Raw genomic sequence first — 21,161 nt, 5'->3', positions numbered from 1 at the left:
CGAGAGGATAGGCATTATGCTTACATATATCTTCTTTTAAGGCGGAATATTGGAACAAAAAAGTGGTCAGGAAAAGTTTCCTGACCACTTATAATATCGTAATGCTTAGTCCACGTACCTACGGCATTACGTTTTACTCTACAATTTCCAGATCCAAGTATTGTCCATCCCAAACATCAAGTTTATACTTCCCGGGCGGCAACGCGCCTGTAGAAATAGTAACTGGTTTATTTACTTCATCATCCGTAACAATTATCTTTTTACCCCAGTTTTCTGCGACCAAATCGTCGTAGTTACCTTGGCCTCCCCAAACAAATGTATTTAGCAGATACACTTCTGAAACATCTGAAAGAGAGAATGTAATGTCGCCTCCTTTTTTAACCTTTAATATATCCCCGGTAGATTGAATCATTGTAATTCTGACCGTTTTTCTATCTCCCCAGGTCTGAAATTCTTTATTGAATTCACCATTTGATGTAACCACGGAGTCTGTGATTAAACGGAATTTATAAACCAACCGATCCTCCAAATGTTTAGGCAATATAAAGACTTTATTGTCCTCAACTCTTACGGCCCCATCTTCCTTTGTGAAGGGCGTAAAAGAACCATCGCCAACAGACCACTGAACTATATCTTCCGTTGTCTTCCCATCTGCAAGATGCAATAAACGATTATAATCAACAGAGAATTGATCAAGTCTATCCTTTCTTTCAGGATATTGCACAAATATCGGTGACTGATCCAAAGGCTCATTCTCATCCAAAACCGTTACTTCCTTGCTATGAAAGTTACTATTTTTGTCATAAACCGTCAGATCAAATTCATAGTTATTGGGAAAATTCCAATGATTAATATCATATGTCGCGAAACTGACGGTTTTATTCGCCGGAACCTCAATTTTCAACACTTCGCCGCTTTTGATACCCAACTCAAGGGATTGCAGATTACGGTAATCTATGAAATCACTTGAAAAGTAAGCAGTGCCATCATAAGAGCTAGTAAAATAAACGGACTCTCCGACCGTCACTATTTTTTTAGGAACAGAAATGTTAGCGTCCCCATTATGCTCCGGTACTTGAGGTGTATCATCTTTCTTGTCGTCACTTTTTTTATGATCATCTTTTTTGGAATTATCGGATTCATTAGAGTTACTAGAAGAACCCCCACCGCCACCTGATGTTGTTGTCCCTTGTGAACCCAAAGTATTTGATGAATTCCCTATTGTGACTTTAACATTACTACCTACCTTGTCGCCATTTGTCACAGATTTAGGTTTTGTTTGAAAAGAAACATTTTCAGCATTAACTATAGCTTTATCAACAGAACCTAATCCTATTACTTTGGCAGCAGCATTAAGAACTACCGAGAGAATAGAAGACTCTTTTGCTGTATCTATAGTTGTATTCGTAGCGTTGTCAGCTACGTTTAACGTATCAATCTGTCCATTTGGGATATTTACATTAATAGCGAATGCTTCTACATTCACAGTGTGAAAATAACCTGTAAGGCTCACATTGGATTTTGCGGGGAGCTCATTTGTTAGAGTAACCCGATCAACACTTGCTCCTTGTGAGACATCGAGGGCTGCACCCGTCTTGATTTTTATTTCACTGATGGACGTTGCACCTTCTGCAACCAAACGAACAGTTCCATCCACTTTGTTTACAATGATGCTAAACAGCACAGAATTGTTCAGATGAACACTATGGTCTCCGCCCCCGTAAACGTAAGTTTGACCGTGAACTTTAACATTTTTCAAAAATACATCGCCGTTCCCAACAGCTCTACCAATAATTAAGTCTCCTGCGATTTCCGTATTCTGGAGCGTTACCCCCGTTGTGTTGATGACTACATTGCCTGCCTGCTTGGCAAGTCCAGTCGAAGGCCCATATGTTCCTGATTCTCCATACCAAGCACCAAAATGATTCACAGCACGATCCAGGATCGTAACCGCCTCAGCACGAGTCAATGATTTTTGAGGCTGAAATGTACCATTCTGGTAACCTTCAATAATACCCGCTGCCACTACAGTATTAACGGCCTTTTGGGACCATTTGTGCAGAGATGCGCTATCTTTAAAGGTTTTATTGGTATCGGAAGAAGGGATTTTAAGTAATTGGTTTATGGTCACTGCTGCTTCTTCTCTACTTAATACTTGCGCAGGACGAAAGCTACCATCTTCGAATCCTTTCATATATCCAGCATAAACTGCATCCGTAACGGTTGGAGCAAACCAATCATCTTTATTTACATCGGTAAAAGATGCTGCTTGTCCTGGCTGAATTTGAAATGCACGATTTAGTAAAGCAGCCCACTCACTTCTCGTAATCGGACGATTCGGCTCAAAACGAGCGTTTTCTACACCCGAAACCACACCTCGGTAGCTCCATTTTGTAACGCTATCCGTTGCCCAATGGTTCGCCATATCCCCATAAGGTTGAGATACAGTAGAGCTTTCTTCCTTTGTTACTTGGTGTGAACTATCGGCTGCGAATATGGGGCTAGCCCATACAGAGGTCGCTAAAATTCCGGCCGTGAAAACATTAACCCACTTCTTCATCTTTTTTGTCCTCTCATTTATGTAGTGTTAAATCAAGACTATGTACCTAATATTTTAGGTATATAGAATCACTTACCTATTATTACAAGATTAATCGATGATGTCACTACTTTTTAATCCATAAGAGGATTTCTCTTGAATAAATATCAAAAGCAAGACGCATATTCATATACCAGTCAACATGATCACAAACGCGTACATGCCTTCCCTGAACTCCTTACAGCATTTCGTTCATAAACAGAAGTAAAGCTTAAGACATACATTCAATCCTACAAAATAAAAAAAAGAGCCCCCGAAGGTTGCTCCTAATTGAGAAACAGCTTAGCCCAATAATATAAAATAACCAGAATACCTACACTTGCTAGGATTCCAGTTAATCTTTTTCCAAGTATTTTTTTAATGGGAATGCATACTACACACCAAAAGACTGAGGCTAAAATAAATATTAATAGCTTGTTTCCTCCTACAGCACCCCACATATCTACATTTGCTCCTTCAAAAACATTCAAAAAGATTCCTCCCTAGCTTTTGTCTAATTCCAAAATTCGACATTCAGGAAGGTTTTTCCTCTTTAACACATGGGCGTAAACAAAACTGTTTAACCCCGCCCCATCTCCCCCATACACAACCTTTGTATTTCTTCGGCTGTATTGGTAGTCCTTTCAACGGGAGCAAAACTCCTTTCTCTGCTTCTTCTTCAAATCATTAAACCTTTCAAGGCAATAAAAAAGCCACCCAAATGAGTGACTTGTATCTTATGTATTTACAGCACCAAAGTAACACAGACGCTTATTTATAACCCGAAAAATAACCAATTAAGTCCCTTCAGGCTCCAGATGCCTCTCTTTTTTAAATATAACATTATAATAGGGAAAACATCGGATACATCATATCTTCAAATTTAATTGGCATAAATAACTTTTCACAATCAGCTGTTATGTGTAGTATTAAACATGTGATACACAGAAATTAACTAGGAGGATGAACCTTGGCAAATTTTAATGATTCTTTTGAAAAAATCAGAAGATTTCAGGAATCTATTAACCAGATGTACCAGCCTATTCTACAATATCAAGTGCAGCTTGAAAGATTAGAAAGATCAGAAAGTTTAAATCAATTTATAAAAGCTCAAGAACAAGCAATTGCAATAACTAAACATTATGCCGGAATTAATGCCACAAATTCATTAAATTCAATTGAACGGCTTTCCTCAAGTATAACGGCAGCATCTAGAGCAATGGAGCTGTTCGATCCTTCAATTTTTCAAAATAATTTTAACAAACATCTAGAAGCAATAAATTTGATTTCTAAGAATATCGCACAGTGGCAACATGCTTTCAATAAATTATCTTCAATCCCTCTTCATCCAGTTTCAATCCCGGACTCACTCTATCCAAAATTAGAGTCTCTATCCGAAATTCTTGAAGATACCCTTCCAAAAGAAGGGAATTCGGATCTAGAAGCGACTCTAGAGGTCAGAACCCCACAACAGGATACTCCACATGCTCAAGAAAATAAGTGGACTTGGGCTCGTATAGCCCAATTTACTTTAGATATTTGGGCAGCGTTGGTGTTTCCTATTTATCAAGAATATCAATCTGGAATCCAAGACGCTGAAAATAAAAAAATACAACAACAACAAATTCAATTACAACAAGAACAGATTACACTTCAACAAGAAGAAATAAGAATTTGGCGCCAGATCTCGGAAGACCAAAAAGCGCAAATTGAACTTGATAATCAGCAACATATAGAGCTTATTAATAAGTTCGATGACTTTATTGACACTATTGAACCGCTTATTCCAGAAGGAGAATCATCTAAATAATTTTTTACAAGCCGCCTGAGAGCGGCTTGTTTTTGTTGCGGAATTGAACCGCCCAAGGGGGTCCGACCAGACTGTTAATATCTCCACTGTAACGTTACCTTGTCGCCTGCGCGGGCCATGTAAAAAGACCAACACATTGGCCGACCTGATTTACCATGGCTCGAAAGCTGCGGTGCGTTCCTCATTTGATTTTCCATGATATAAATTTACCGCATCAAAAGTCCAGTGGCAGGACATAAAGCAGTCTTTTCTCGTTCAAATAACGGTCATTATTTCTTTAGATTATTAGGACGTCTAATTCTTTTCCTTTCAAAAATAGCTCTTGCATCTTTTAATTCCTTTTCCTTAAGTGCCTTTTCTGATTGCTCCTGCTTATCTTGGCGGTCTTTATTCTCCTCTTCCTCTGCTTTCTTCTCCTCATAACTTTGAGCTATTATTGTATTAAGCGAAGCTATAGTTTTAGTTGAACTATAGAAGTAATAGGCAAGCACTAACACAGTAAAACCTAAAATGTAGAAGATATATGAATAAGAATATGTTAATAAAAATGGTGTTAATAAAGTGTCTAAATCGTCTTTTGCGTATTTTGCAGTTTCTGATAACTTTTGATCATGTGGTAGTGTTTCCAATTTTACATCTCTGACCTTTTCTATCAGTCTGCTGGTCTGATCAGAAATTCTATTTCTAGCATTATTATTATTGCTAAGAATAATCCCCAAAATTGTTATTACTATCGCTATCATAGGCGCTATAGAGGCAACTGATTTGTGTTGTTCAAACTCGCCTTCAATATCAGATTTTATAGTACCAAGTTCAATTAGAGAATGTTCTTTTTTTAAAGTTGTTTTAATAAATTCAAGTTTCTCTAGCGTAATTGTTTTTTTGAATCTCGGCCATTTCCGCTTTAATTCAAACTTGTCCTTTAAGTATTCCCTTGTGCTCGAATATTCTGTGTATTTCTTCAAGATAGTATTCCTCCTTTTTTTGTTATATATCGGAATTTTCCGCAAATAAAAGTAGACCGACATTATACAGATCTGCACACTATTAAAAAAGAGGGCGCCTTAATAGGCACCCTCTAAAATGTTAAAGTACAGCAGCAATTATTAATTCATTATTTTTGAATCTCTCCAAAAATTTCTTTCCGTCAATCAAACCTTTCTCTACCATCTCTTCATACGTTTCGAAAGTAGGAGTTATCGCTTTATTTTCACAAACAAGCACAAAACCTCCATTGTAAGAAAGAAAAGCATACAACTTATCGCGATAATAAAACTCTATTTCCCTGTGCTGTTGAAAAAATTCTGTGATTTCTTGATGAGTAATTTCATTCTCGCTCATTTTATATCTCACCTACATTCTTCGTCCGTTTACCCATTTGTGGCGATGTGGAAAGGTGTGTGATCCATCTGCATTCGAATGATCATAATCTATATCCTCATCTGCATTACCATTTTTATCATAATATCTTCTTTGTTTCAAGCCTTTACTATCATACAAATCTTCTGAAGAACGAGGCTTTCCATTTACGCCCAACTTGTTAAAGGGGGGATACTTTTCAGAGTGTGTGCCCGCTGGAACGCCTCTTTGTTTAGCATCTTGATAACTTTTTTCTTCTGCTGCTTCTTTTTCTGCTGCGTCTTTTTCAGCAAAGTAAACTCTAACTTTTTCATATACAGCAGAACCAGCATAATAAGCTACTCCTCCAACAACCACTGCTCCAGTTGCTACCAAAGCTACTTCACCAACACCAGGGATAAAATATATTCCTGCTGCCGCTGGTATAAACATCGGCTGAATTTCCCCAGGTGTTTGCTTTTTAGGAAAATACTTATCAGGTATGTACTGAATTTCGCCGTAAGTCGTCGTTGTTACCGATTGAACATTCAATTCATTGTTTTCAACAACGATATCATTTTTATTCTGAGAACTGCTTATATCATTCTCAGCAAATACTTGGGGTCCTGCCAAACCTAAGGTTAAGGCAAATGCAACTGATAAAGATAAAATTTTTTTAAAACTCATTCTCTCACTCCTTATTTATATATTTCCATTAAATATTAACATTTTGGGATTTATATTCACATAGCCTATATATCACATTTTACATATTCCATTTCCCAAATTAATACAAGTGCCTTGAGCACCTTTAATTCGACAAATAATTACAATTGAAGTTGGGTAATGTCAACCTCAATTGTCACACTATTTTTTTTGGAATACAATCGCTATAAAAAAGCCGCCAATTTTGACTACATAAGGCTTAATTCGTCTGAAGGAACTTTCGATATCTTCCCACAACTGTTGTAATCAAACTCACTCTCATTATTCAGATACTTTGATTGAATCTCCTTACTTAGCAAGTTACCTTCTTACTGCAACACTACCTATTGAAGGAAGCATAATATGTGTATCTGGTTCCATTAAATATTCTCCGAATGTCAAAACAAAAGCGTCAGCTCTGTCTGGAGACTTAAGCCCACGCCTTTTCATATCTTTCTTACTTTCAAGCAGTATTTTCCCTTTACTGGTCATGTTCCATTTACGTGCTGTAAGTTGGGTTATAAGAACATCATCATCAGGCAATTGCAGAACGCTCACATCTCCATTTATAAAATTGCTCATATTCTGTTCTAATTGTTCCTTTATGGATGCCCACATTTCAGTAACCAGGTTCCCATAGTGCTCATCTAAAGAAGAAGAGCCATTGTTAATTGGAATGATCTCATATGGTAGCCCTTCTTCAGCTACGATTTCATTTAGTCGATCCGTTACTCCTCCACCTACACCGCTATCATCTACTCTTATTCTGATTCGATTTAAATATGGATGAGCTTTATGTAGCTCTTTAGCCAGGCTGATTACCCAACCAGCAGTAACCATTGTGTCTTTCTTGAAATGATGGTGTTCTCCTACAACTCTTGGCCCTATACCAGCAAACATTGAGGTTTCATCATCACCAAATCGTGCAACGTCAACGCCTATGGTTAGCGTATCTCCGCTGGGGTCCAGCTTCACTTCTTTAGCTGCAAATTCAGCCACTTCCAACGAAATAAATGTATCCGATTCTCCACGGGGGAATTCACCTTCAACCCGGACTCTCCATACATCACTGCCTTCACCATACTTACGCTTGAGCATAGCGATATTATCCTTGCTTGTTCTTGGACTGTCCAAGCATGAAACCTTGCGTGTCTTATAATCCGCTCTGTCCTTATTGTGCGAATCATAAAAAACACCCGACGTTTTTGTCGGGTTGCCGCACATCAATATTTTATTGAACTCACCCGACAGAGTACCTAAAATGGCTTCCATGATTGGATCAGCAACACCCGATGCCTCATCCACAATAAATAGCATGTAGTCCTCGTGAAAGCCTTGCATATTCTCAGGCTTGGTAGCTGTACGAGCTGTAGCGAACCAGCGTTCCTCGTAGTTCTTCATGTAGATTTTGGTTTTAGTCCATTTAAGGATTCTTTTCAGCACTGGGCTTTTGGACTGCCATTTATTTATCTCAGCCCATAACACGTCATGTAGCTGCTGTCTTGTAGGAGCTGTACAAATTACCTTTGGATATGGGAAACACGACAAGAACCATAGAGCTGTTGCCGCTTCTAATCCTGTTTTTCCTACGCCTTGACCTGAACGTACTGAAACACGAGGATTATTAGCTAAATCCATTAGAGTGCTTGCCTGCCAATCATCAGGATAGAACTTAAGCATTTCTTGACAGAACAATATGGGATTCTTGCGATACTCAGGAATTCGTTTCTTGAATGCTTGAAGCCTCCGTTTCGTCTCCGGTGAATCCTTCTGTTTCATCACCTACCACCGCCTCTACCCAATCGTCAATTAGATCGTCTTCTGTATTGCCTTCTCCTGTGACTTTTGCCCTTTCAAGCTCAAGTTTCTCACGCTGCATCTTAAGTTTTTCGTCTTCAACCATTCGTTTATGCTTATCTGGCAACAAATCCATATATTTAGTCAGCACGTCCAATGCCTTGGTTTTGTCGTGTAGCTTTACACTCACTCCATCCTTACCCTGCTTGACTTCTGAAACCAGAGTTCCATCAATTTCATCACTGTTTTTAAAAGAGACATAATTGTACCTATACTTCTTCGTTTCTCCAGTGTCAGGATCAAACACGGGGTCTCCTTCCAAGCCAAGAACATCCTCTTCCTTTTGACCGAATTCTACGTAGTCCGTTATGTCTGCAAAAGCAATCTTCATGTACTCCATTAGAACGCGCTGAGCATTTAAACCTACCTCGTCGATCATTGTTTCCTTATGCTGTCGAATGATGTTTTGTATTTCAACTTTCTTCAACAGAGCGAAACCAATCTGATAGGCAGTTTTCTTACTGTATCCCGCCGCAATCGCTGACCTGGTAGCGTTGAAGTCTCGAAGGTATTCATAAGTGAACATCCTTTGCTTAGGCGTTAAACCATCCTCATCGGGAATTTCAGGTTCAGGTTCTTCAACAATCGCTGGAACGCTCTGTACTTTTTTGGAACGTTCCATATTACCGGAGCGTTCCTGTACTTTTTTCGGAGCGTTCCGTATTTTTGGAGCTTCCCCCAGTTCTTTTGATAGTGCATCAACAGTAAGCAGAGTAGCATATACTTCCCTCGGCTTATCACCTTGATATGTACCAATGAATTTGCGCCGCTCCATTTCATCAATCAGTCGGGCCGCTCTGCTATAACCTATCCTCATTCTTCTCTGTAATAAAGAAACCGAGGCTTGTTTGGCCTCGGCTACAATTTGGACAGCTTTTAGAAAAAGATCGTCTGGATATGATGTTGTATCTTCATCTTTCTTTGCAGGTTCATTTTTTTTATCAGTTTCATCTTCATCGGAACGTTCCGTATGTTTCGCTTCTCCAATCAAACTCTCCCACTTATCTTTAGCCTTCCATCCTCTTACCGTACCTTCAGATACACTAAGTTGAGAGGCTATATCTGTGAGACGTATGTTGCCGGAACTGGCTTTGTATAAATCAAATGCTTCGTCCCGTTTCGGATCTCTCTTTCGTCCCATGCCTTGTTATTCACCCCTTTTGATAATGTATCTGAAGCTAAGGAAAAGTTTCCTGACATACAAAAGAAGCCGCCTAATGGCGACTACTAAGTTAAATTTCAGTTTCAGGCGGCTTCGGCTTCAGCCATTCGCCTTTTTCATTAATGAATGCATCTTTGTAACGGCCTGATTCTAACTGTCTTATTATCTCCTCTTCTTTAGCCACCAGTATTTTAGATAGCTGAGCAACAGTATAGTAATCACTGCTTTTGTAGTCTAACTGTATTGGAACCGCCATGTCGTACAGCACGTCCAGAAATTCAGCAAACGTCAGCTTGCCCATGTTACTTATACCTGAATAATAAGACGGTTTATAGTTAGCAAATTCTCGAAATGATTTTCCTTGAAACTCTTTTGCCAGGGCGTTACTAAGACGTACGCTCATGAGATTATCGAACCGTGTCTTGAAGTTCATTTCTTCCATTTTAGCGTATTTTGCTTTGAATGCGATTATTTTTATAAGAGGCAAGTCTTTGCGATTACCCTCTTTCAAACGCATTCTAAATTGTTCACGATCCATTATCATCGGCTGTACCATCCTCTAAGGTGTGTTTAACGGACATTTTACAGCACGTTTCTTATAATCGTAAACATCTATTAAGACACACAGCGGAATCAAACAGCTATAATCCTGTATGTGTCAAATAAGCTCAGGTGCATAATGAACCCGACCTTTTGGTATGTGTTCCTTCCACGCCTCGGGCTTCGCGTTCTAATGTCCGTTTTCTAAGCCACAGAAGCGCTTCTTCCAACTTTGTGATTGCAACTGCATTATCCCGATTACGGAACTCACTGTTTTGGAATCCTTCCAGACGAGCAATAACCATAGCAATTAAATCTTCGTTGGTCACTCCATTTACTCCAGCTTCTTGGATCGGTCCTTCTTGGAAATGAACACTGCCCAGGACGTTACCGCTATGATCATGAACCTCAAAATAGTGTGGTGCGTTGAATTGATAATCCTTTTCGTGATGGACAGTAGTATATTTTTCGGTAAGAAGTCCATTTGATATCTTTACCAGCTCCATACAAACCTCCTGAACGTAAAAAAGCGGTGGTTTCCCATCGCTCTCTCACTCATATTAATTGCGCCCTAACCCTCCGTCATGCGCTTGCCACTGCCGCTCCCTTATACACGCGGTATGGTTCCCAACGGGAATTATTTCACAGCGATTACCGTCAATCGCTATAGTCCGCATTACGTGCGGAACAATCTGCCGCCCTTATTGATGGGGTATTATGACCCTCTTTACGGCTGTTCGAATTAGTTGTAGTTAGTTTCGATGTGGGCGAGGCATGTATCACGGCCTTGCGTCTATTCCGCCACCACATTTAAATCTTAACGATTACAAAAGTTGACCAGCTAGCGCTTTAAGCCCACTTGGTACAGCAATTTGTTTACCATCATGTTCATTGCCGTTTACATAAGCTGTGTCTTTGTCTACATAGTAAACTACACCTTCACCGCCAATAATTGGGAAGCCGCTTTCGTCGTAATCCAGATTTGTGCCTACATACTTGCCATGCTTGGCTGCTTCGCTTTCCAACGGATGAAGATGTAAAATACCTGTGTTGTCCAAGTAAGCGTAACTATGTGCCATGTTTATTGCCTCCTAGAATGGATTTAATTTGTTCCTGAATAAAGTGTAAATCCTTTCTACTCCGTACCTACTACGGATTTGCTAGTTCCTACTATCAGCAGAAAATAAAGTGGTAGACTGAGCCTAGAAATTGAAAACAGCGACAACCACGGACGAAAAAAAGTCCTAGACTGTCGCTGTTCCATTGAACTAACGTTTCCCGTTAGCGTAATCAGCGATAAATAAATAAGCTCAAATTTTTTTTTATATACGCGGCGGATATATTTTTGTTCAAATCTTGTTTCTCTACTTATTGTGTAGAAACAGCCCTTTATGCTTATTGAAAAAATCAAAGTACACTTTTGGGTTTTCTAATTCCCACCATTGCTTTATGTCGACTGGATTAGCTTCTAAATCATATATTTTTGTAAACTCCATCGCCAGTAAAAACGGTGAGTGCGTTGCAATGATAAATTGACATCCGCAATAGTGAGCCATTTCCTCTATCATTTTGACAAGTTCAAGCTGCATTTTAGGAGATAGACTGTTCTCCGGTTCATCCAAACAATATAATGTGTCATTTTTAAATTTGGAATTAAAATAACTCAGGGCTGTCTCCCCATTGCTGTTCAGTTTAATTTCGGTGCCGGCGACTCTGCGAATAAACTCCCTGCGTGAAATTGATTTTTTTCTTGAGAGCACCTGTAACCTCAATGCTTCATAATCATCCATGCTATTCATTTTCACTGTATTGCCGAATTTCAGATTTCCCCATTCCGATCTTATATCTTCTGTGCTATCCACGATTTCATCGTTGTTTGTGCGGACTGTAAGCATATAATCAAAAATATCGTCACTTGTGATTATCCTGCTTCCATTTGGAATTCGATGTTTAAATCCCTCGTCGTCAAGTCCAAGTTCAAATTTACAATGTTCAACATATGAACTGAACAATTCACTTGAATTGAATGGTGCAATTCGATTTAGTTCCAATTTATTCGCTATGAGATTTAGAAGTGTGCTTTTCCCCGAGCCGTTTCCTCCATATAAAATTGTGATTTTTGAAAAGCTCAATTCGGAAAACCGATTTTTTGAGAAAATGCCACATGGGTAAGTTTCGTCGACATATCCAAACCTACCGCCATTGTATGCCATTCTTTGTTCTATCAATGAGGATTCTTCATCTATAGGCAATATGAATTTATCTAAATACATTTTCATTCCTCCGTAATTCATCTAACCTGCTCTTATGTTTTCTCTTCCGTTTCAATTTGAAGTTTTCAACTAGTAAACCTCCCTCAATAATGTGGGAGCTTCCTCTTCTAAAAGCATTGATTGCTCAATCCCCTTCCATTCATAGTCGATGTAGGTATTATAGCAGACGAAATCTACTTATCTTATCTTGGTTGTGCTAATCTGCCCGTTAGCTTAATGAAGCACCCTCAAGACTATTACTTTATTTTCAGTCTAGAACTTTAGACACCTAAAATTAAGACCGCAAAGGCTTAAGCCCTTACGGTCTAGTTTACTTCTGGCATTCTAAGTCCAATTTCACCCTCTTTGTTTCGCCCCCGACCATAGTCGATGGTGACAAAATCCAATGTACGGTTTGTTTTTAGGCTGTTTGCTATATTAACAATAACCCTACGCCGTTTATCTGCAAATGTAGTTGCTGAGATAGGTGGAATGTCCTTGCGATAACCTTTTTCCAAATATTGTTGAGCTTTGAGATATTTCATACCATCCATAAATAACAGCTTTGCTATCAATCCCTCGTGCTTATCACGCATATTATTTATTGCAAACTTAATGTTATTCGTAAGGAATTGATAAAATTTATAATTTACATGGCGCTGGTCTTTTAGTAGAACAGCATTCGCTGTCACATCTGCTGCCAGTTCTTCACCAGAAACTCGCTTCGCAACCGATCCTTCTGCCGAAAGCAAATCGTACGCAGCCATACCATTTTCCATCTGTTGGAGGGAATATTCGTAGTTTTTTATTACATCAATTAAGTCAGTATATTTGTTTAGCAACCACTTTGTTTTTCTAATATCATCCTGTTCGATATCGTCAAAAAAATTCACCTGAATAATTTTAAGATTGTCCTCAATTTCACCTTTTGTTTGTAGTATTTCATTACGTATCATCACAAAATCACTCCAATAGGATATAAAAACAATAAAAAAATTTTAACCAATATAATTTATTGCTTCATTCAGCAGGGACACCCGGGACATTATTCTCTATGTTCTCTACTGTAAGACTGGACAGGCACCGTGCGGACGCGGCACAGACGTAAACCGTTATGATTTTCTTCTTGTTTGGAGGAGGCTGTAAAGTTTTACTGTAATTCCTCAGGTGGGCGAGAATCATGCCCTCCTTTAATTACTTCGGTAAACAGATTATTAGTGTTTTCCTTCTGACCTTTCTCTATAACACCATCACCGTGCTCCCACTTTGTTTCGATAAGATTGATAAGTTTCTGAATATCTGCTTTAGTCGCTGGCTGTTTTTCTGCATTCAGTTGATACCCAAGCTGTCCACTAACTTCTAGTGTCGCCCACTCTACATCTGTGATATTGGCTATACCAGCTTGTCTAAGTCTTTGCTCCAATTTATCAACTGATAATTTAACTTTCTTCATATTTTCCAGTATTAACTGTCCGTCTTGAATTACTGCTACCGCTTTACCAGTAACTAGTGTTTCAAAAGCATCAAATTTAATTTGCATATACTCTGTCACGATTAATAGCAAAGTTAATAATGCAGCTGCTCCAAACGTTACCCAGAGACCTTTCCCAGTTACAGGCTGAATGAGTAATGTTCCAATTGCAATCATCATTACAGTTACTGGTATTGACATTTGTGAAATGGACCTGCGTCCAGTTATACGTAAGAGAAGAACGCCTACAATAAAGATTAAAATTGTCTGCCATATCCATTCGTATTCCAAACCTGAAGACTCCTTTTTCATAAAATCATGTTTCCAGATTTATCTTTACCGAAATGGAGAAAAAATATCCTCAGTTTGGCTTTAAACATACACAATTTAGCCCAATCGTAATTGTCCATAGCTGTTTTCTTCCACTCATTTATGAGAGTTCTCAAGTTGCTCATAAGTCATTTTCGGATACTTCTGTGGTAGTTTATCTGTCATTGTTGTTCTTCCCCATCCTCATCACCTTCATATTCATCATCCAAAGACTCTACATACCGTGTATGATCATCTTCCGAACCGCCTACATACTCGTCGTTAATGTAATAGCTGTACGATGTGTATGGATGTGCAGTGACGCAATCCGTGCAGTATACTTCATCATTAATTTCATAATGTGCCGTTTCTGGCGGCAGGTCTGTTTTGCAGTTGTAGCAAACTCTTGCCATATCTATATATCCTCCCTTAGTGGGTGTAGGTCCTACACCCTGAATATCTTTTGGTTGCAAAAATCAATACTAAATTGCAGATTGGTTGCAATTGCATGTCACGGTTGCAAAATACACGTTTTTTTAGTGAGATAGTTGCAATAAGCTTTTGTCAATCCCCAGGAGCGTATTGTATTGGTGGTTACTCTCCTAATGCCTGACGGGCTGCAACTCGGCAATATACTCCCGACCAGTCTCTTTTAGTGTCAGCTATATCCTCCAACGCCTTACGAAGCCTGCGATTTTCATCGCCCTTCTCGCGCCAGTTCTTTTCCGCTGCTGCTAACTCCCGCATGGACTGCTCTAACACAACATCGTTATCTTTGGTCAGTTTGGCTATTGTCCGGTCCTTCTCTGCTAGCTCTTTTTTTGTAGCTAATAGGTCTGCCTCCAATAGAGCGGTAGCCATGCCGTTTTCGTCCGACTCGTAATATAATCTTTCAAGCTCATCTATGATAAAAGTTGGACATGACAATCTGGTCTCTGCCAGCTTATGAAGCACCTCGTTAATATTTTTCATTCCTTGTTCGCTCCTTATATAGGGGTATAGGGTAAGAGGCTGTTATGCCTCCATAATTGCAATTTCTCTTTCATAGCGTTCCCAGTCATCTTCATCGAAACAATTCTTGTAATCCGACAATTCATTGCCGAAATACCCTATAACATCGTTAATTTCAATGCAGACGGAAGTCGGGCAAATCTTTGCATCATAGCCGCCTTCACATAAAAAATCATATCCCATCAAGTCTACAAAACCAGCAACGTCACTGTAGTCTAAATGAACATATGCGAATACTGTTTGGTTTTTTTCAAAGTTTTGCGTGTACAGTCCAGTTTCACGCTCTCTCAAAAGATCATATAAATCCGGGTTCACTTGTCTGGACATGTATATCTCTCCTTTATAGGTAGTAGGGGGTGTATCCCCCTTAAAATAGTGACATCTGACCAACCTGACCCGCAGCAATAGGATTGATCCAAAGTGATTCGGTCCGGATCCGTCCCGCTTCTGCTTTAACCGTTTTCGTCTCCCGTCGCCAATCTCTCAAAGCTTCCTCATACATAGGGTGATCATACCCACTAAGTAGGACCGGACCGGGATGTTTTAGCAACGTTTCAAGTAAGGCAACATGGTCCGCATCATTCATTTCGCACTTGTACATCCGCTTGCTTCGGGTTGACAGTAAGTAAGGCGGATCTGCATAAATCAGGACTTCCGGACGCTTGTAACGCTCTAGCAACTTCTCCGCAGGCTGGCACTCAATTTGCACTCCACGCAGTCGGTCGGTTACAGTCATGATCTTGTCAGGCAGTAACTGCCAGTCCTTTGCCGGGTGAGGTGCGTTCAGGTCAATAATATGCCGCCATCCGGTCCGGTCACTTGTCTTTCCTCCGCGTGCCATCCAGCAACGCACCAAGAACCTCCTTGCACGTTCAACGTCTGAACCCTCGGAATCGTAGCCCTTGTAATACTCAGCCCTGGCATATGGAGTCCAGTGAATGAGTCTGGCCAGCTCATCCGGTTGGTCCCGAATTATTTGAAATAGATTGGACACTTCCCCATCCAGGTCATTCACCGTTTCCAATTTAGAGCGTTCTTTGTTGAAAAGCACCGCCCCGCTACCAAAGAAAGGCTCAAGGTATGTTGTATGAGCTGGCATATTAGATATAATCCAATCTGCCATGCTCCACTTGCTACCTGGATAATGTAATATGCGTGGTGCTTTCATATTTTTGTCTATCCCCCTTATGGAGGGCTGTTCCCTCCTTATTCACATAGTCCGTACTGGCTGGAGCAAACAGGTACATCATCGAATGCCAGAGTCTTGAACAAATCTATTTGCTTCCCCCCGTGAACCGTCTTCGACCATTCGACCTTATCCCAAATTTGTTCCCCGTCCGAACTTGCGAAGAATGATGCACCATGTCGCTTGGAAGCCAGCTTTACGATTTCCTCCCACTGGGCGATCCGCTCCACTTCTTCCGGGAAGCGACGGGCTATTTCAAACAGCTCCATTTTGCCTGCGTTTATACATGGCATACACCCCACACGACCCATTCCCAGCTTGTACAACGGGTTTGGCTCAATGTTGTGTTTGGCGTGCATTGTAAATACGTCTTCGACTGTCCAATTAATAAGCGGACGGTATATCTCATATCCTTCCGGTGTTTCCTCCCGTTCTGGCATTTGGGATCGCGCAAGACTTTCCTGTGCTCGTATACCTTGCCAGTTCACAATGCGCTTTCCTTGCTCCAGGAGAGGCAAATATACTTGGTCGAAGAAAGGTCTTACCTTCAACTCCACAGTGCAGAAACGTGCTTTTGTGCTGGGGAACCTTCCTTTCCAAATGCACATATCCAAGAACGGATTGCCTGTTGGATGCAGTACAGACAAAGCCTGCTCAATGATTGTTTCGGATATCCCCTCTTCGCGCCATTTCGTCTGCACCCATTCTCGCTTACGGGTTATTTGCGCGCTGAAATTTGCCTTGATGCGGCGGATCGGGCCAATCTCTCTTTCCAGATAATCAATATATTCATAGGTTTGTTGATGCTCATTGCCCGTATCTGCGAAGACTGCAATATGCGGTTCAAGTCTTTGGCAAGCAAGCAGCCATAGCGCCGTGCTGTCTTTGCCTCCTGACAGAGAAATTATATTAACTGGATCTTCCAATGTGCTGTTCCCTCCTTCTTATCCCCTGGGCCTGTCCTCTCTGCCCTTGGGGGCTATATATTTAATCCTCAAAGCGCTCTCCGTAACCATAAGATGGAGCTGGTTTGCTGAAATTGTTAAAGGCATCGGATATCATATTTGTAAAAACAAGCATTTCTTTATCATCCATAGACTCCAGCAAACGCACTTCTTTAACTTTCAAAGTTCGCCCTGTCGCTGAAGTAATCAGTTCAACGACTGGCTTTATGCTCTCCAAGCGTTCTTTTTTCTCGAATTCCACACGTTGCCGCGCCGCCAGTTTACGGTTGTGCTCTTCCCAATCCTGTTCATCGAACCAAAAGTAATCGCCGTATTTATCACGGAATGCCGATATCCAAAATTGAAGAAGTTCTTCATTTATTTGTATTCGATCATGGCAAGGCCAGCAGAGCCGCAGGCCGTTTGTCTTGACTCCTCGTCCGTTTCTCCCGCGCGGATAAACGTGATGAGTAGTCGTGGCTTCGGCGGCTTTGCAACATTCACATATTCCGTTTGAATCAGCAATCAGTTCCGCAATTACATCCTTCGGGAATTCTCCACGCTCCTTGGTATTAGGCCGTGACTGGTGGTGAGAGAGAATATCTTTCTTCCATTCAGGAACAGGTTTTTTATCCTTTTTCCGTTGTCCAAGGCTGCTGTAAGCCTTCTTTTGCTTTGGCTTTTTCTCCGGCTTCCAAAATGTTTGATGGGACATTCCCCTCGCCACCTTTCCGACAATTTAAATTCGTTTTTCCTTTGCTTATGCTTATATTTTGAGCCTAAACCACTACGGCTCCACTACGGATTTTAGAGGTTCAAGCAAGCCAGCTTCCTCTAAAATGGAATAATGATTATATCTTTCTTTCGTTGTTACACGCACTTTATTTATCGTATGGGATGCGTAGAAGGCCACGGCCTGCTGTACTTCAATAGGTTCTTCATCAAGCTTGTTCAAGTCGAGCTTTTTCACGAACTACTCTCCCTTACAAGGTGATCGTATTTTTCTTCAAACACACTCTTTAATTTTGATGGTAAGGTTTCAATAACTTCTTCCCACAAACTCAGCAATTCATTGTTATGAGAGTTATATTTCTGAATCTGAGCGTATCGTTCCGACAAAGCTGTGGTAAATTCGTCAGCCTCTTGTTTCGTCATATCCGCCCTCCTATATGTTTTCGGTTCCAATACAAGGTTGCTCGTTCGGATACAGTGTTGCGTAATCGAATCATTCAGCGTAGGAAAAGTTTCCTTAACTGATCTTGGCTTGTGCCAACCTCACCGAATGATCCCGGTGAACGCTCTGAGCTTAATGACCTGTTTATACTCGCTCAGACGAGTTTTTAATTCTTTGATCCAAATTGTAAGTAGGATGAAGTTCCACTCGAATTCCCAAAACCCGTCTTGCCAGAATACCCATTGCTTGTATGTTTTTCTCATAATCAGCGCCTCCATTTTATATGCAATATACAATATACGAGTTTGCATATTCAGTCAATAGATATTGATAAAAAATATACAACATCGTATAATGCATTGTATTGAGGTGATATCATGGCTAAGGTTGTTAGGGTGCGTCCCAATTTGACAAACATTTTGAAAGAAAGGGATATGACCCAAAATCAACTATCTGAACTTAGTGGAGTTCCGCAAGCTTCTATCAGTCGTTTCGACAAAAACGAGCGTCACGAAGCAAATATTTTATTCTCGATCTCAAAAGCACTTAATATTTCCATTGAAGATTTATTTGTTGAGGAGCAAGAGGAAGTATGACCTCTGTGCTCCTTTTGTTTATCCTCAGATTGGGTTAAGCAGCCTTTCGAGTCGCATGATTTCTTTCTGCTGGTACTGAATAAGATCAATTGCCTCCTCCAGCGCCATAAGCTTCCAGTCATAGGCCATATCTGATACCTGGTCTATTGTGGTTCCATACTTCTTGAGGCCTTTCTCATTTTGTTTGTCCAGCAATTCTATGATCCGTCGTGTTACTTCTGGACGTTCAATTTCATTTTGGGAGTGTTTCATTTTATCTCCTCCTCCGCTTCCGAAAGAATAAGCGCATTACCCTCAAATTTCATCTCCGCTTGATTTGAGTCACTTATTGGCCCCCAATGGTTATTAGTTTGCATGATACGAACTATATCAGTGGCATATGGTTCGTCTGTGTTAACTACCAGATACGTATTAAGTGGAGGCTTTCCATCCAGAAGCCGCAGCTCCTGAACCTTCCACAAAATACGAGATAGATCACTTTTCTCACGTTCATCAAGGTATTTATTGATATCCTCATTTTTTAATACGGTGAATTTTACTTGCATTCCGGATAGTCCTGACATTTTTCCTCTCTCCTTCTGCTTGTTTTAAAAGTTTATTGATAGCTCGTTTCCGATCCGCTTTTTCTTTCTTGAACTGCTTGATCGGAATGAATTCTCCTCGTTTTTTAGTGAGTATATCTATAGGCAAAGTCGGATATTTTGCTTGGAATAATTTCAATTTGACGCGGAATGTCGATGTCTCTACACCCTTGATATCTATTACTCGCTGAGTATCGTCCAGATTAGTGACCAGAAAATCAGCAATGTAGGTCACTTTTGGTTTCTCCTGTAGTATAAATACAGGGTGGCACTTGAAGTCTTTGATTTCTCCATACTTGCGCTGACGAAGGAGTTCTTGGTAATACTCTCCCTCTGCTTTGCTATCAAAGAGAGTACCTATCACATCTAGTTCATACCTTTTTACGATCCATTCCTCAAATAACGTTCCGTCCTCCGTGACAATGACCTTTTTGGCATTATATTTACTCATCTTATCCAGCCACCCTATAAGGAAGAACAATGTAGAAACTGGACTCGTCACTCCGAAGAGTGAGAGGCTTTAAAGAACCAGTGTACCCGAGTGTAATTACATCGTTTTCTAAGACCTTCAATGCATCCAGCACATATTTTGCATTCAACGTCAGGTTGAAATTTTCTCCGTTGAAACTGATTGGTGTTATGCTTTCTGTTGCCTTACCCGTTTCCTTTCCCTTACCTCGAATGTTAATTTCTTTTTCTGTAACTGAGAGTGTAACAGCGTTGTTTTTTTCTTCTTTCGCTAATGTAAAAATAAGCTCCAATGATTCAATCAGTTCTTTCCGATTCACTTGTATTTCGGTAACTGCTTTAATAGCCATAGCATGGGTTGTATCAGGGTAAATCCCTTCTAGAACACGAGAATAAAATATAAATCTTTCTGTTCGTGCGAACGCATATATTACTTCTCCGCCAGAAGACTTGGAAAAACCGAATTCTACTTCATCGTTGTCATTTACGATCTTCTGTAACTCAATTATTCCTCTAGCTTCAATAACAGCCGTGCCGATATTTCCAATATCAAATTCTCTCTCAGCACGGGCCAATCGGTGTCGGTTCGTTGCCACCATTTGAATTTTCCCGCTCTGAAGGATAACGTTTACCCCTGTAATGATAGGGTGTGATTTTCCGTCTATATCAGCCGCGAAAACTGTTTTTTTGATCAAATTTTTTAAGTCTTTTCCCTTAATCTCAACAAACTCATTTTCATTTATCTCTGGAGGAGCAGGATATTCTTCTGGAGGCATTCCAGTAATCTCAATTTCCTTATTCCGTGACTTTATGGTGACTTGATTCCCATTTTTAACTTGCAGTTCTATTTTCCCATTGATCTTCTGGAGAATATCTAATAGAACTTTGGGCAGAGCAGCCGAACCAGTCTCTTTGATGTCTATGTTTTCCTCAACATAGGATTGAATAGTTGCTCGGTCATCGGTACCAGTAACAGTAAGCCTGTCCTTCGTGGCTTCGATCAAAAAACAGCTCAATATAGGGATTATTACTTTTGTTGAAATCGCCTTACTGGCATCTTCTAAAGCCTCAGCTAATAGAGCGCTGTCCACTACTATATTCATATGGTCCGTCCTCCTTTACCGTGTCCTTCTTGGCATTTGGGTTACATTCTGGGCATGGACCTAGTATCATCATGGA

At 40.2% G+C, this 21,161-nt stretch carries 28 protein-coding genes; 2 read left to right on the top strand and 26 right to left on the bottom strand.

Going from position 1 to position 21,161, the window contains the following annotated elements; genetic code table 11:
* Positions 1 to 133: 133 nt before the first annotated feature.
* Positions 134 to 2,560 (bottom strand): S-layer homology domain-containing protein, encoded by a 2,427-nt coding sequence (locus BN1546_RS18010; protein WP_090738473.1) that lies wholly within the window; start codon positions 2,558 to 2,560, stop codon positions 134 to 136.
* A 305-nt stretch (positions 2,561 to 2,865) separates the two neighbouring features.
* A complete protein-coding gene (locus BN1546_RS18005; RefSeq protein ID WP_090738472.1) occupies positions 2,866 to 3,069 on the bottom strand; it encodes a hypothetical protein in 204 nt (67 codons plus the stop codon).
* A gap of 479 nt (positions 3,070 to 3,548) precedes the next feature.
* Between BN1546_RS18005 and BN1546_RS18000 the strand changes: the two genes are divergently transcribed.
* A complete protein-coding gene (locus BN1546_RS18000; RefSeq protein WP_090738471.1) occupies positions 3,549 to 4,388 on the top strand; it encodes a hypothetical protein in 840 nt (279 codons plus the stop codon).
* Between the two features lie 269 nt (positions 4,389 to 4,657).
* Here the strand turns inward: BN1546_RS18000 and BN1546_RS17995 are convergent, their stop codons facing one another.
* The 20 genes from BN1546_RS17995 to BN1546_RS27350 form a co-directional block, all read right to left on the bottom strand.
* Positions 4,658 to 5,353, bottom strand: a complete 696-nt coding sequence (locus BN1546_RS17995) for a hypothetical protein (RefSeq protein ID WP_090738470.1) — start codon at positions 5,351 to 5,353, stop codon at positions 4,658 to 4,660.
* Positions 5,354 to 5,474: 121 nt separating this feature from the next.
* A complete protein-coding gene (locus BN1546_RS17990) occupies positions 5,475 to 5,729 on the bottom strand; it encodes a hypothetical protein (RefSeq protein WP_090738469.1) in 255 nt (84 codons plus the stop codon).
* A 12-nt stretch (positions 5,730 to 5,741) separates the two neighbouring features.
* Positions 5,742 to 6,413 (bottom strand): hypothetical protein, encoded by a 672-nt coding sequence (locus BN1546_RS17985; RefSeq protein ID WP_090738468.1) that lies wholly within the window; start codon positions 6,411 to 6,413, stop codon positions 5,742 to 5,744.
* Between the two features lie 339 nt (positions 6,414 to 6,752).
* Positions 6,753 to 8,210, bottom strand: a complete 1,458-nt coding sequence (locus tag BN1546_RS17980) for a DEAD/DEAH box helicase family protein (RefSeq protein ID WP_090738467.1) — start codon at positions 8,208 to 8,210, stop codon at positions 6,753 to 6,755.
* The gene (locus tag BN1546_RS17975) at positions 8,146 to 9,429 is read right to left on the bottom strand and encodes a terminase small subunit (protein WP_090738466.1); all 1,284 of its coding nucleotides are present in this window, start codon (positions 9,427 to 9,429) and stop codon (positions 8,146 to 8,148) included. Before BN1546_RS17975 ends, BN1546_RS17980 begins: the two co-directional genes overlap by 65 nt.
* A gap of 91 nt (positions 9,430 to 9,520) precedes the next feature.
* Positions 9,521 to 9,994, bottom strand: a complete 474-nt coding sequence (locus BN1546_RS17970) for a hypothetical protein (RefSeq protein WP_090738465.1) — start codon at positions 9,992 to 9,994, stop codon at positions 9,521 to 9,523.
* Positions 9,995 to 10,118: 124 nt separating this feature from the next.
* The gene (locus tag BN1546_RS17965) at positions 10,119 to 10,496 is read right to left on the bottom strand and encodes an Acb2/Tad1 domain-containing protein (protein WP_090738464.1); all 378 of its coding nucleotides are present in this window, start codon (positions 10,494 to 10,496) and stop codon (positions 10,119 to 10,121) included.
* A 318-nt stretch (positions 10,497 to 10,814) separates the two neighbouring features.
* Complete coding sequence (locus BN1546_RS17960; protein ID WP_090738463.1) at positions 10,815 to 11,069, bottom strand: hypothetical protein; 255 nt, start codon at positions 11,067 to 11,069, stop codon at positions 10,815 to 10,817.
* A 285-nt stretch (positions 11,070 to 11,354) separates the two neighbouring features.
* Positions 11,355 to 12,263: an AAA family ATPase gene (locus BN1546_RS17955; protein WP_029515791.1), complete on the bottom strand. Its 909-nt coding sequence runs from the start codon at positions 12,261 to 12,263 to the stop codon at positions 11,355 to 11,357.
* A 305-nt stretch (positions 12,264 to 12,568) separates the two neighbouring features.
* Positions 12,569 to 13,198 carry a hypothetical protein gene (locus BN1546_RS17950; RefSeq protein WP_090738461.1) on the bottom strand — a complete coding sequence of 210 codons (630 nt, stop codon included), beginning with the start codon at positions 13,196 to 13,198 and terminating at the stop codon, positions 12,569 to 12,571.
* Between the two features lie 194 nt (positions 13,199 to 13,392).
* Positions 13,393 to 14,004: a DUF421 domain-containing protein gene (locus BN1546_RS17945; RefSeq protein ID WP_090739168.1), complete on the bottom strand. Its 612-nt coding sequence runs from the start codon at positions 14,002 to 14,004 to the stop codon at positions 13,393 to 13,395.
* A 200-nt stretch (positions 14,005 to 14,204) separates the two neighbouring features.
* Positions 14,205 to 14,435 carry a hypothetical protein gene (locus tag BN1546_RS17940; RefSeq protein WP_090738460.1) on the bottom strand — a complete coding sequence of 77 codons (231 nt, stop codon included), beginning with the start codon at positions 14,433 to 14,435 and terminating at the stop codon, positions 14,205 to 14,207.
* Positions 14,436 to 14,616: 181 nt separating this feature from the next.
* On the bottom strand, positions 14,617 to 14,994 hold the full coding sequence (locus BN1546_RS17935; protein WP_090738459.1) for a hypothetical protein: 378 nt from the start codon (positions 14,992 to 14,994) through the stop codon (positions 14,617 to 14,619).
* Between the two features lie 42 nt (positions 14,995 to 15,036).
* Positions 15,037 to 15,360: a hypothetical protein gene (locus tag BN1546_RS17930; protein ID WP_014599943.1), complete on the bottom strand. Its 324-nt coding sequence runs from the start codon at positions 15,358 to 15,360 to the stop codon at positions 15,037 to 15,039.
* 40 nt (positions 15,361 to 15,400) lie between these two features.
* On the bottom strand, positions 15,401 to 16,201 hold the full coding sequence (locus BN1546_RS17925) for a DNA adenine methylase (protein ID WP_090738458.1): 801 nt from the start codon (positions 16,199 to 16,201) through the stop codon (positions 15,401 to 15,403).
* 38 nt (positions 16,202 to 16,239) lie between these two features.
* On the bottom strand, positions 16,240 to 17,145 hold the full coding sequence (locus BN1546_RS17920) for a phosphoadenosine phosphosulfate reductase domain-containing protein (protein ID WP_090738457.1): 906 nt from the start codon (positions 17,143 to 17,145) through the stop codon (positions 16,240 to 16,242).
* Between the two features lie 61 nt (positions 17,146 to 17,206).
* Positions 17,207 to 17,878 carry an HNH endonuclease gene (locus tag BN1546_RS17915; protein WP_090738456.1) on the bottom strand — a complete coding sequence of 224 codons (672 nt, stop codon included), beginning with the start codon at positions 17,876 to 17,878 and terminating at the stop codon, positions 17,207 to 17,209.
* Between the two features lie 72 nt (positions 17,879 to 17,950).
* Positions 17,951 to 18,133, bottom strand: coding sequence for a hypothetical protein (locus tag BN1546_RS17910; RefSeq protein ID WP_090738455.1), 183 nt, complete (start codon positions 18,131 to 18,133; stop codon positions 17,951 to 17,953).
* On the bottom strand, positions 18,130 to 18,318 hold the full coding sequence (locus tag BN1546_RS17905) for a hypothetical protein (protein ID WP_090738454.1): 189 nt from the start codon (positions 18,316 to 18,318) through the stop codon (positions 18,130 to 18,132). The genes BN1546_RS17910 and BN1546_RS17905 overlap by 4 nt, the downstream gene beginning before the upstream one ends.
* Before the next feature lie 120 nt (positions 18,319 to 18,438).
* Positions 18,439 to 18,600: a hypothetical protein gene (locus BN1546_RS27350; protein WP_019687510.1), complete on the bottom strand. Its 162-nt coding sequence runs from the start codon at positions 18,598 to 18,600 to the stop codon at positions 18,439 to 18,441.
* Positions 18,601 to 18,714: 114 nt separating this feature from the next.
* On the opposite strand from BN1546_RS27350, the gene BN1546_RS17900 reads away from it, so the two are divergent.
* On the top strand, positions 18,715 to 18,933 hold the full coding sequence (locus BN1546_RS17900; RefSeq protein ID WP_014599948.1) for a helix-turn-helix domain-containing protein: 219 nt from the start codon (positions 18,715 to 18,717) through the stop codon (positions 18,931 to 18,933).
* A 24-nt stretch (positions 18,934 to 18,957) separates the two neighbouring features.
* On the opposite strand, the gene BN1546_RS17895 is transcribed toward BN1546_RS17900, so the two are convergent.
* Genes BN1546_RS17895 through dnaN form a run of 4 tightly spaced genes read right to left on the bottom strand, consistent with a single transcriptional unit; the run spans position 18,958 to position 21,085 of the window.
* Positions 18,958 to 19,185 carry a hypothetical protein gene (locus BN1546_RS17895; RefSeq protein WP_090738453.1) on the bottom strand — a complete coding sequence of 76 codons (228 nt, stop codon included), beginning with the start codon at positions 19,183 to 19,185 and terminating at the stop codon, positions 18,958 to 18,960.
* The gene (locus BN1546_RS17890; protein ID WP_090738452.1) at positions 19,182 to 19,478 is read right to left on the bottom strand and encodes a hypothetical protein; all 297 of its coding nucleotides are present in this window, start codon (positions 19,476 to 19,478) and stop codon (positions 19,182 to 19,184) included. Before BN1546_RS17890 ends, BN1546_RS17895 begins: the two co-directional genes overlap by 4 nt.
* Positions 19,447 to 19,965, bottom strand: a complete 519-nt coding sequence (locus tag BN1546_RS17885) for a DUF1064 domain-containing protein (RefSeq protein ID WP_090738451.1) — start codon at positions 19,963 to 19,965, stop codon at positions 19,447 to 19,449. The genes BN1546_RS17890 and BN1546_RS17885 overlap by 32 nt, the downstream gene beginning before the upstream one ends.
* Before the next feature lies 1 nt (position 19,966).
* Positions 19,967 to 21,085 carry a DNA polymerase III subunit beta gene (gene dnaN, locus BN1546_RS17880; RefSeq protein WP_090738450.1) on the bottom strand — a complete coding sequence of 373 codons (1,119 nt, stop codon included), beginning with the start codon at positions 21,083 to 21,085 and terminating at the stop codon, positions 19,967 to 19,969.
* Positions 21,086 to 21,161: the final 76 nt, after the last annotated feature.

The sequence above is a fragment of the Paenibacillus sp. Mc5Re-14 genome, assembly GCF_001049835.1.
In the GTDB taxonomy this organism is placed as follows: domain Bacteria; phylum Bacillota; class Bacilli; order Paenibacillales; family Paenibacillaceae; genus Paenibacillus; species Paenibacillus polymyxa_C.
This window is presented reverse-complemented; position numbering and strand designations above follow the sequence as displayed.